The organism is Sphingobium fuliginis (assembly GCF_004152845.1).
In the GTDB taxonomy this organism is placed as follows: domain Bacteria; phylum Pseudomonadota; class Alphaproteobacteria; order Sphingomonadales; family Sphingomonadaceae; genus Sphingobium; species Sphingobium fuliginis.
The window spans coordinates 108586-119767 of the sequence record NZ_SEON01000008.1; the positions used below are offsets into that span (position 1 = coordinate 108586).

General features: G+C 63.3%; 7 protein-coding genes. 4 read left to right on the top strand and 3 right to left on the bottom strand.

Translation table 11 applies throughout. The features are described 5' to 3' along the window. Positions 1-130: 130 nt before the first annotated feature. The 4 genes from EWH10_RS17780 to EWH10_RS17795 all read left to right on the top strand — a co-directional run bounded on the left by EWH10_RS17780 (position 131) and on the right by EWH10_RS17795 (position 3805). Positions 131-667 carry a plasmid mobilization protein gene (locus tag EWH10_RS17780; protein WP_031297232.1) on the top strand — a complete coding sequence of 179 codons (537 nt, stop codon included), beginning with the start codon at positions 131-133 and terminating at the stop codon, positions 665-667. Continuing rightward, the gene (locus EWH10_RS17785) at positions 660-1781 is read left to right on the top strand and encodes a relaxase/mobilization nuclease domain-containing protein (protein ID WP_031297234.1); all 1122 of its coding nucleotides are present in this window, start codon (positions 660-662) and stop codon (positions 1779-1781) included. The genes EWH10_RS17780 and EWH10_RS17785 overlap by 8 nt, the downstream gene beginning before the upstream one ends. A 157-nt stretch (positions 1782-1938) precedes the next feature. Beyond that, positions 1939-2547: a DUF6088 family protein gene (locus EWH10_RS17790; RefSeq protein ID WP_130030126.1), complete on the top strand. Its 609-nt coding sequence runs from the start codon at positions 1939-1941 to the stop codon at positions 2545-2547. Between the two features lie 82 nt (positions 2548-2629). Further along, entirely contained in the window at positions 2630-3805 is a 1176-nt protein-coding gene (locus EWH10_RS17795) for an AAA family ATPase (RefSeq protein ID WP_031297237.1), read from the top strand. Between the two features lie 134 nt (positions 3806-3939). Here EWH10_RS17795 and dpdD read toward each other — a convergent pair whose 3' ends face one another. From dpdD to dpdJ, 3 genes are read right to left on the bottom strand one after another with little or no spacing between them, the layout of a single operon-like run. Continuing rightward, positions 3940-6072, bottom strand: coding sequence for a protein DpdD (gene dpdD, locus EWH10_RS17800; RefSeq protein WP_130030127.1), 2133 nt, complete (start codon positions 6070-6072; stop codon positions 3940-3942). Continuing rightward, positions 6069-6596, bottom strand: coding sequence for a phospholipase D-like domain-containing protein DpdK (gene dpdK / locus EWH10_RS17805; RefSeq protein WP_021224356.1), 528 nt, complete (start codon positions 6594-6596; stop codon positions 6069-6071). The genes dpdD and dpdK overlap by 4 nt, the downstream gene beginning before the upstream one ends. After that, complete coding sequence (dpdJ, locus tag EWH10_RS17810; protein WP_130030128.1) at positions 6596-11176, bottom strand: protein DpdJ; 4581 nt, start codon at positions 11174-11176, stop codon at positions 6596-6598. Before dpdJ ends, dpdK begins: the two co-directional genes overlap by 1 nt. Between the last annotated feature and the right edge of the window lie 6 nt (positions 11177-11182).

Consider the following 11182-nt stretch of genomic DNA (forward strand, 5'->3'; position numbering starts at 1 on the left):
GATCGGTGTTCGAGAGGGGTTCGCTGGCCGAAGAACAATAGTCTGCCCAAGCAGACTATAAGATGAGTTGAGTAAAGATGAGGGCCGGATAGGCTTGGCGCCGGGGATGTATGACAATAGCGTTGGGGACATGCCCGTCCTCACCTTTCGGCTCGACGATGATGTCGCCCAGCGCTTCGCCGCGCTCGCGGCGGTATCGGGCGGCCGCTCGGCGCTGCTGCGCCGCTTGATCGGTGACGCCTTGGCCATGGAGGCGGGGGAGGGGCATCAGGCGCCGCGCGCCCGCCAGCGCGCAACCTGCCGGGTCGAGGTTCGGCTGATCCCGGAAGAGATCGCCGCGCTCGACCGCGCGGCGGATGTGCTGGGGATGAAGCGTACCGACTGGATCACCACGTTGCTGGCGCGGCGCTTGCGTGCAAACGCGCCCTTGCCGCGCGAGGAGCGGGCGGCCATCGCGCAGGCGTGGCGCGAGCTCAATCGGATCGGGATCAACCTCAACCAGGCGACCCGCGCGCTCAACGCCTCGGTGATGGTCGAATCCGGCCTCGACGTCGCGCGGGAAGCGGCCAGGGTCGCAAGCTTTAGGTCCGAGATCGTCGATGCGCTCGCCGGTCTCGGGGCCGCGCTCAAGGGCGATCTTCGCTACTGGGACACGGCCGATGCGTGAGGAGGAGGGGGTTCTCCCGCTTCCCAGCCTGATGGAGGCCTGGCGGTCGCCGGCAGGCGGCAAGCGGACCCTGCGCGGCGCTTATGTTCGGATCAAACCGGGCGGAAGCGGGGGCGGGGCCGCCCGGCCGATGTCGATGGACCAGGCCGAGGCGCGCGCCAAGCTCGAGCGGATCGTGCGCAAGGCGCCCGAGGTGATGGTGAAGGTCTCCGGCAAGCAATATGGCGCTCATCATGTCGCCGAGCATTTCGGCTATGTGGCGCGCCACGGGAAGCTCGCCGTCCGATCGAGCGAGGGCGAGATTGTCACCGAGCCGGATCGGCTCAAGGCCATCGCTCAGGACTGGGCGATGCTCGACGAGGCCATGAACGAACATGGCCGGGAGCGGCCGACGTCGATGTCGCTCGTGCTCTCGATGCCCGGGGGATCGACCGACGCTGAGACGCTTCATGATGCGGCGCAGGCATTCGCGCGGATCCTGTTCGAGGGGAACCATGCCTATATGCTGGCACTCCATACCGACACCGATCATCCCCACGTCCATCTGACGGTGGCGACCGAAGGGGCGGACGGAACCCGCTTCAATCCGCGCAAGGCGGATCTCCATCATATGCGTGAGACCTTCGCGCATGAGCTGCGCGCGCGCGGTGTCGCGGCCGAAGCCACCCCCCGGCGCGCGCGCGGCCATGTCCAGAAGCGGGTCCGTTCGTCCGCGCTCCATCTCGATGCCCGGCTTGGGGGCGAGGGGCGCAGGCTCAATCTCGCGCAGCTCAACGAACTGCGAGCGCAAAGCTTCGTGCGTGCGGCCGACCAGGAGCGCCGGGCAGAAGATGTCATGGCGCTTTCGCGCCAGAAGCAGATCCGCGGCGCCTATGCCGAGGCAGCGGTCGCGCTCGCCGGCACCGGGAAACCGGAAGATCGTGCCTTGGGGCAGGAAATCGCCGGCTTTCTGGCGGCGATGCCGCCGGCGGTGTCGCGGCGGCTCGCGCGCGCACGGGAGATACTGCAATCCGAACGGCCGCCGCAGGAGCGCCGAAACGAGCCGGAGGGCGTTTCGCCGCCCACAGGTGCGGACGAGGGGCGGCCATCGCCTCACCGGGATCGGGAACGATGATGGCCGGCGCTGTCGGCCGGCTTGCCTGTGCGGCTTGGGCATCCTATGTGGATGAAATGTCAAAATACCGCGAAAAATAGCTGATTTAGGCGCTGATGCGCGCTTCTGGCTTGTTAGAAAAAAGCGTGCTATTATCTAACGGGTAGGAGCACAGTCAATGTCTGCGGTAGCCGCTCGGATCATGAAGCGCGTGCGCGGCAAGGGCCGTGGCTGGGTGTTCACGCCCAAGAGCTTCGTCGACTTCGGGACGCGTGGGTCGGTCGACATGGCGCTGTCGCGCCTCGCGACCGCCGGCGACATCCGGCGCATCGGCCGGGGTCTTTATGACTATCCGCGCCAGCATGACAAGCTCGGTGCGCTCAGTCCCGATCCCGCCAATGTCGCCAAGGCCCTCTCGACGCAGAGCGGGGACAAGCTCGCGCCGTCGGGCGCGGCGGCGGCGAACAGGCTCGGGCTATCGACCCAGGTTCCCGCCCGGGCCAGCTATGCCACGACCGGGCGGACCCGGGTCCGACAAGCGGGCGGGCGCAGCCTGACGCTCAAGCACAGCCGCGCACCGGTGCTCGACAATGCGCCTGACTCGGTCAACGCGGTTCTGCAGGCGCTCGCGCATCTGGGGAAGGACAATATCGACAGCGACAAGATCCGGCACTTCGCCGCCCGCCTCGATGATCGCGACATGCGGATGCTCGCCCAGGCCCGGGCCGAGATGCCCGGATGGATGGGCGACGTCGTCTTAAAGATCGGTGCTGCCCGTCATGGATGAGTTCGCGCGCAGACCGGCCGAGGAAGATATCAAGAGAGATTAGTAAGTTTACAGAAAAAACATAAACTGCCATAACCTCGCTATGGACGCTCGTAGGAACCCCTTCGCGCCAGGCGCAGGCACGCCGCCGCCTGAACTCGCGGGACGCGGTGCATTGCTGGAACGCAACGCCGTAGCTCTTGACCGGATCCGCATGGCGCGCGCAGCCCGACCGAGCATCCTGTACGGTTTGCGAGGGGTAGGAAAAACCGTTCTTCTCGCCACCATGCGGGATGCTGCGGAGCGCGAAGGGATGGCCGTAGTCGCGATAGAAGCTCCTGAAAACCGATCGTTGCCGGGGATATTGGTTCCTGCGTTACGGGCGGCGCTGCTGCGCCTCGATCGGTTAAAACAAGCTTCGGCCGGCGTGAAGCGCGCTCTGCAGGCGCTGGCGGGATTCGCGAAGCTCAAGGTCAAATATGATGACCTTGAGGTCGCGCTGGATTTCGAACCCGAGCCGGGCCTTGCGGATAGTGGCGACCTCGAGGCGGACTTGGCCGATCTGATTGTCGCCGTGGGAGAGGCCGCCCAGGAACGAAAAACTGCGGTCGTCCTGGTGATCGACGAATTGCAATATGTGCCAGAGGAACAGCTCGCGGCATTGATTAGCGCGCTCCATCGAGCCAGTCAGAGACAGCTACCGGTAACCATGCTGGCAGCTGGCTTGCCTCAGCTTCTGGGGCAAATGGGGCGAGCAAAATCCTATGCAGAGCGTCTGTTTGAATTCATCGCCGTAGGTCCGCTGGATGACGAGGCGGCGCGGGACGCCATCCGTCTGCCAATCGCGCGCGAAAAGGAGTCCATCGAAAATGCGGCTTTGGATGCAATTTTGGCGCAAACCCAGGGGTATCCGTATTTCCTTCAGGAGTGGGGAAAGCATGGGTGGGATGTTGCTGATGCTTCACCGATCACCGCCGCCGATATCGCAGTTGCTACAAAAAGCGCACTGGCTGAACTGGACGCGAGCTTCTTCCGTGTGCGATTTGACAGGCTGACGCCGGCAGAAAAGCGATATCTTCGCGCCATGGCAAGCTTGGGTCCTGGTCCGCATCGATCAGGCGATGTCGCTGAAGCTATGGGGGTGAAAGTCTCGAGCGTCGCACCGACCCGCAACAGTCTGATTGCAAAGGGGATGCTCTATAGTCCTGCTCATGGGGACACGGCGTTCACAGTGCCGTTATTCGATACCTACATGAAAAGAGTGATGCCTGAAGCTTAGTCTTGGCAGATGATGGCTACCTGCTTGTGGAGGTGCGGCCATAAGTGATTGTTATACAACGATAAAAATCTGATAATAAAGATTATGTTAAATCGTAAGTGATATGAACTCTGGGTTGTCAGCGCGGGCGCTCATCACGAGCGGAGAAAATCCTCAATTGCTCGAAGCATGCTCGAGAAGCCTTTACCCTGTGAGTAGATCAATGGCCGATTGCCGCGATGCGTGCGTATGAAATCGGTGGCGGCGTGCTTCGCCGACAACCATGTCATCACAAACAGATCGCTGTTTTCCGCAAGCGCACGCAATCGGGCGCTGCCGCTATGGTCGGCATTGATATCGACCGTCACGGACGACGAGATTTCCTCGAGCGCTGCCTTGGCCTGTCGGCTCGAAGACTCTGTCAGCGAATAAATAGTTATGCGCATGCCAGCCAATCGACTCGCGAGACCATCGTCCGTCGGCGCGACATCGCTTGTCGGCGATACCGGCAATTCCCAGCCAAGCTCGCGCGACAACAGGGTGACGGCGATCCGCTGCAGGCGGGTCAAACGCCCGATTATGGGCGCGATGCGGGCTAGGATACGGTGAAGGAATGCCTCGCGCGCGTCCGCATCAGGCGTCGCGGAATTCATGAAGTTCTCGACGAGTTCTAGGACCCAATAGATCATGTCAACGCCGAAGCCGTCGCCCGCGATCTCGTCGGTGTCGGCAATCAGGTCACGATAGGCCTTTTGGTCAAGTCCACCCGCGAGAAGCGCTCCGACCAGCACCTGGCTCGATTCATAGACGGTCGCGCCTCGCGCGCTGCCAAGCGCAAACAGGGTTAGCAATTCGCCATAGATCGGTGACAGCGCAGCGCATGGGAAGTCCTTGTCGCGCTGCAGCCAAGCGACAAGGTATGGCAGGGCTTGGGTCGTGCGCTCTGCGGCGAGCGGATCGCCTTGCACTTTCTCGAGTGCTGCGACGAGGGTGTGTACCGCGACCGGGTCAGCCGTCGAAGCCCCGATCGCCCATTCGTCCTTTCCGCGCCGCGCGATCTCGAGTGCATCAGCGAACGCCGGTTCGGCCGTGCGGTCGAGCCACGCCACCCAAGAAGTTGGCGGCGCGATGCTGGCCAGGTTGTCGGTTACCTGCACGATTGGCCGGAACGGCATCGTTTCGCGTAGAAGCTCAAGTTCTTCAGGACTGAGGCGCGCCATCGCCGCCATTGCATCCGCCAGAAGGTCGACGCTGTCGACCGCCCCCGCTTGGATCAACGCGCCTCGAGCGACATCGATCGGCGCCGCGACCTCTACCTGTTGCGGCTCGATGGAGGCTTGAACCGGCAGAAGGTCTGCTATCCAGCCAAGGTCCGGCGCCTGGTCTGATAAGGCGGCGCGCCAGTCCTGACGGCCGGGATCGTCAAGGATCTCCAGACCAAGCAGGCGCCATCCCCCCGCCCCCAACGCTGGTGGCGGCGCAGTAATTCCCATCGACTGTACGAAGCCCTGAACGTCTCGCGTATATGACGAGCGCGTACCTGTGGCATCTCCATTGTCGAATGGACCAGCAATGTAAGTTCGATACAGCGCCTCGAGGAGTATCGCTGTGATCGCTGGGGTGCGCCGTGCGACGCATAAACTCGGAAATTCAGGAAGTGCGACGATCGACCTCCAATCCTCGAACGCCGCGAGCAATTGGACTTCGAGGAATTTAACGTTGAGCGCATCAAGTCGGAGTTCGCTGCGCAGCCGTTCGAGTATCCCGGTGGCACCGTCGCGGCGTCCGACATTGAGAAAATCTTGGAACCGTGCCAGCAGCCAAGAGGTAGGGACTGGGGCTGAGCGCTGTAATTCGGGAGCACGGGCCAGCGTATCGCGTGCGCGTAAGACGGCACGCAAGGCCGCAACGCGAGCACGGTCATCGCCCGGCAGGCGCATGATTGCGGTGACGGCTGGCGCGGCAAGTTGAAGACGGGCACCTACGGGATCGGAGGCGGCAAACGATTCCGGCAAGCCGTCGAACCCGGTGAGCGTCGGCCCGGCAAAGGCCAGCAGGACTGGCTTAAGCCGGCGCCAGTCCGACATGGTCGCCGCCGCAACGTCAATCTGCATTGCCCCGGCGCTATCGATGACGGGAACCAATGCACCGGGGAACGTCTCGGATATCACTGACTGGGATACATCCGCGCAAAGCGCCGCAATGTCCGAAGGCACGCCCGCGCATGGCCGAAGCGCGGTCAGATCTTCAAGCACGGTCCGCGCCGCATCAAGGTCCGTGCCGATCATGCCATCTGGCCTTCCCAGCGCGTCTCGAGTTCGATCGATTGCTCGGCGATCGCTGCCGGGTCCGTCCTCAACACAAGATGCTCGCCATTGATCGAGATGCCATTGAGGGTGAGGTTCATCGAACCGCTTAGGAAATAGTCGGCGCCGAGCAGACCCTTAGCGTGGAAGCTCTTCTCAACGGTCCATTTGATCTGGTCGCCGTAGCGCGCCTTAAGCATCTGAAGGCGGGCGATAAAATAGTCGTTGTGGCCATCCGCGCGGATCACCAGCCGAATCTCGACACCGCGCGCGAGTAGGGCACGCAAGGCTTGAGACAAGCGGATCGGCGCGGCCGGCCAGTCGGGTTCGAGTGCCGCGAACTCTCGCGCCGAATTGTCGATGATCTCGACATCGCTGATCCAGGCAAAGAAAAGCCACAGCTTCGGACTGGGATGGATGAGTTCGGCAACGAACAGACTCTGAAACAGGTCGCGGACCGCGCGCGACTGCGCTGGACCATGAAGATCGCGTGAGGGATAATGCATCAGACCTGCTCCCTCAGTGTCAGCGTAGCGAAGATTCTGCCGTCGGCGCGTTCGACGCGCTCGATGGCGGGAAAAAATTGGAGGACGCCGACACTAACGGGTGCCGCCGAAAGCCTGACGAGTGCCGCGCGGAACAGTCGTGCCTCGCCGGCATCGGCGACAAGCCGGGCTGTCCCCTGGGCTTCAAACGCGGTCGCAAGCTGCCTTTCCCAATCGGGATCGCCAAAGGCAATTGTCGCAATTGCCCGGCAAAGCAGTAGATGACGCACGACCGCAGGATCGGTCGAGCGTGTCTGGCGGAACGGATTGTAAGACTGAAGGACGCGTTGGCGTACTTCGTTGGCGCGGGGCCACATCAGGCTGGTAATCGCCGACAGGACTGTCACATGCGCGATCGCGGCCGCAGGTAGCGTCGCGGCAAGGAACGCGCGAACGGCGCTGGACAAAGTTGCGTCGCAACTCGCGATATAGGCATATTCGCGCAATCCGATGGCGATGCCGAACCGGCCCTGGGTCGCGTCCCAATGAGTCTGCAGGTCGAGCAGCAACTGATCGAGTTGGGGGCCGGAACCGGCGCGAAGCAAGCGATTGTTGAGTGAAACTGAAAGCGCGTGGCTCAGATCGATGCCGCCGCGCTGTGCGAGGCTGTGCGACAGTGCCCGCCATAGGGCCGCACGCTCGCTGTGCGAGCTTGTCGCACGCAGTAGCGCGACTTGGTCACCGATCGCGACATCGTTGATGCTGAGCGCCAGGATCTCGCGCAAACTACTGTCGACGAGTTCGAGGTCGCTGGGCGCCAACGCCGCATCGAGGGCGGAAAAAAACAGGCGTGGTTCGGAAGCAAAGCGGTCGGCAAAGGCTTCGAGCACACCAGCGCCGCCTAGCGTCGTTTCGCTGATCCAGACGCTTGCAACATCGGAAGTCGCATCATCGCGGATATCAACGAGGAGCGTCTCGACGGTCGCTTGCTTCGGTGCCGCTGCAATGCATGCCTGCAGCATCGCCTCACCGAGCGTTTCAAGGATCAGGCGCCGAAGCCACAGGCTGAACATCGCGGGATCCACCGCGACCAGTTGCGCGGCGAGTGCGCGCAATCGGTCCCGGACGATTGGACGGCCGATCTGCTGGAGCAGCGCTTGCTGCAAGCGCCCTCCCCCGGTTGCACCACCCGCGCCAACCGGCCCCCCGGAAGGGTACCCGCCATCGGCAACGTCGTCGGCATCGCTGTCTTGGGTATCATCGCTATCGGGCTGCGTCGGGGGCATCGCACCGAACACCTCGTCCATGACAGCACGGAACACGCCTTCGATCCGGTCGTCGTCGAGCAGATCGGCAATCGTCTCGGCAAGCGGCCGATCGTGGGCCGCGGCATCAGCCAGCAACGCCGACAACAGGAACTGGACCAGCCACTCACGCTGAAACTGGTTCAGGTCGTCGGGCAGTTCCGGGTCGAGTCGGATCTGATCGCGAATATAAGCCAGCCTGTTGGCGGCTAGGACATCGGGAGGCAAGCGGTCGCCGCTCAGCATTTCTGCATGCGGCAGGGCGAGATCGAGCCGGAAACCGTCAACCTCGAGTTCGAACCCGACTGCGGCAGGTCGATCGTCGTCGCTAGTGAATGCCAGCGTGACGGGAAAATCGTCCTGCAGCGTTCGGATATTCGCCTGAGCGATCCCTGCAAAGCGGCGCACGCTGACGCTCGAGCGAAACCGGTGCAGATGAAAGTCGATCGCGCGGACGTAGTGGCGCCACTCCGATCGCGTCGGGACCGGCACGCCCAGCGCATCGCCATTTGCGACGATGTCGGATTGCCAGAGGAGTCGGGCATTGCTGCTCGGTAGCGCTTCGGTTCGGGCGGCGCGCTCAAGGCGAACGGCCCAAGGTCGAAAGACAAGCAGCGGCGGTCCGCCGACATGATCATTGAGGCTGCCGGAAAAGACGCCGACGAACTCATGCTCGAGCGCATAGTCGCTGATACGACGGTCCTGCTCCGGAAGAGCCGGATCGACCGGAATCCAGTGCGACAGCGCGCCACGTTCATGCGCGAACCGGCGGGTCACGCGCCCAGGCACGAACTGATTAAGCGCTTGGAGGATCGGCATTTGCTCGACCCGTTCCTCGTGATTTACCGTCGCAGGCGGAATGATGACCCGCACTTCGGGTAGACTCAAGTCGCTGAACAGGTTGCGTGGCACGAAGTCTGGCAGCGGGTGATGATCGACCTGCCGATCGAGTGGCGCGCCGGCGTTGGGAATTGCAAGTTGCCAGCCCCGGAACAGCCGCCGGACTAAGGTCGGCACCGCCTCGAGCAGAAGCGAGCGCGGGGCTTCCCACAACAATGTCTCAGCCGCCGAATGATCGATCCCGAGCGCGCCCATGAGGTAGTTGCGCAGGTCGTCGATGATCGCGGCGTCGCCCTGCACCAGTTGGGTTAGCTTGGCTCGGGTGCGGTCGAGGACGGCGCGCTCGGCGGGGCTTGCGTGCGGCAACGGGCGGCTCAGCAAATTCCACTGCCAGGCCTTTTCATAGCCGGCGGTGGTCGCCGCGAGCCAGTCGAAGAGCGCGAACACTGCCTGAATCTTCATCACATAGGGATTGCGGATCGGGAGATATTGCGGCTCGAGCGATGGATCGAACAGGTGCTCGAACGCCTGGTAGAAGGCGCGGTCGCGGCCATAGTCCGACAGGACGGTCAGCGTGATCGGGCGCATCGCGCGGTCGCGGCCGGCACGTCCCTTGCGTTGCAGGAACGATGCCATGCCGCGCGGTGCCTTGTGCTGGATGACCGCACCGACGAGCGGATCGTTGAACCCGACCTCAAGCGCCGCGGTCGCAACCACGATATTGGCAGATTGATTGACGCCGGCATCCTGCGAGGTGGTACGACCAACGATCAGGCGGCGATCGAGCGGATGGCCGATATCCTCGCAGATCCGCCATCGCTGGCCTTCGACATCGCGAACCGCGGCATCGGGCCCGGCACGACGAATATTCGCCAGCGGCGTGCGCGCCGCATCGGGCCGACCAAAAATCGTGAAGGCCTCGGCGTCGCGCAGATCGTCATAGAGGCGATTGGTGACATCGAGGTCGTCGGTGAACAGGAAGGCGCGTCGGCCGAAGGTGCCGGACGCGTTGCTCGCGCCGGGCGGATCGAGCAGCCGGGGCAGTAGCATCGAGGTCTGGATCGTGGTCGAGAGTAGCGACGCGCGCGACGCCGGATCACCGCGGAGCAGGATCTGATATTCAGCGCCTTGTTCTTCGAACTCCTCGATCGTTGGCGTGATCTCGACCACATCGTCGAGCGCTGCACCGGTGAGATCCGAGAAGAAGCGCGCGGCATCGCCGAGCGTGGCTGAAAGGCCTACCCAGGAGATCGGCGCCGCCAGCAAGTGCCGCCACCGGCGTAGGGTGAGCGCAGCTTGCGCGCCTGTTCCGCCCTCATAGGTGTGCACCTCGTCGAGCAGGGCAAGCAAGGGCTTGCGCGTCGCCGCCAGCCCGACACCGAACAGGCCGCGCATCCAGTGATCGGACAGGCGTTGGTTCAAGATCTCGGTCGTGGTGAACAGGATGTCGGGCGGATTGCGCTGTAGCCGGGTCCGGGTCAGCACGATCAGATCGTCGCCGATGGTCTGGCCGCAGCTTGGTTGGACGCAGGCAAGCCGTTCGGTGCCCGACGCGATATCGGCACCGCGCCAGACGAGCTCGCCCTCGCAGCGCGGACAGCGCATCCACGGGCAGACGAAGTCCTCACCGCGTCGAACCCAACTCTTTTCTGTCAATTCCTGGCGGGTCGCACGGGTCGGTGTCTTTCCGAACAAAGCGCCGATGATCAGCGGCCGGCGCCCATGCGCGGCAAGTGTCTGATCGATTGTTCGCGCCATGCGAAACGCTTCAGCGAACTGGTCCTTGAGCAGTTCGATTCGCGGGTAGATCGCGATCGCCTTGACCCAGTGATCGGCGCCGATCGCTTCGCCGATACGGATCATGCCGGGCAGGTAGAAGGCGATGGTCTTGCCGCTGCCGGTGCCCGCGGTGACGATCGTGCCGCCATCGTCGGTTGCGGCCGACAGACGCAGCGCGGCGCGCTCCTGAAAGCCTGCGAGTTTCATGCCGTCGCGCGAGGTCAATGCCCGCCATAGGTCCAGGCGCAGTTGTGACCCGCCCAGTACCGACGCATGCTCGGCGAGGATATCGGCGGGCAAACGCTGTCGTTTGGGGAAGCGTCGCGGTCGGCAGTCGACTCGAAAGTCGGCGACGAGCGACGGCGCACCTTGCCAGGGCTTGTTGGGGAAGAGTTGACGGTTGGCAGCCAGGAGCCGCATCATTTCGGCAAAGCGCGACCGGATCCGGACGTCGCCGCCGACGCTGGCCATCTCGAAGATCAGCTTGGCATCGATGAGTTCCTCGACGAGGTCCTGCCCGTCAGTGCTACTGACTCCTGCCGCAGCGCATACCTGATCGCCGAGTTCGAAGGCTTCATCCTCGCTCAGCGAGCCATCGGTGAATCCCCATTCGAGGGAGCGCATTTCAATGGCTTCGATGCGGTCGAGCACCGCGAGGGCGTGGTTAGACACGGGCATGTTTGT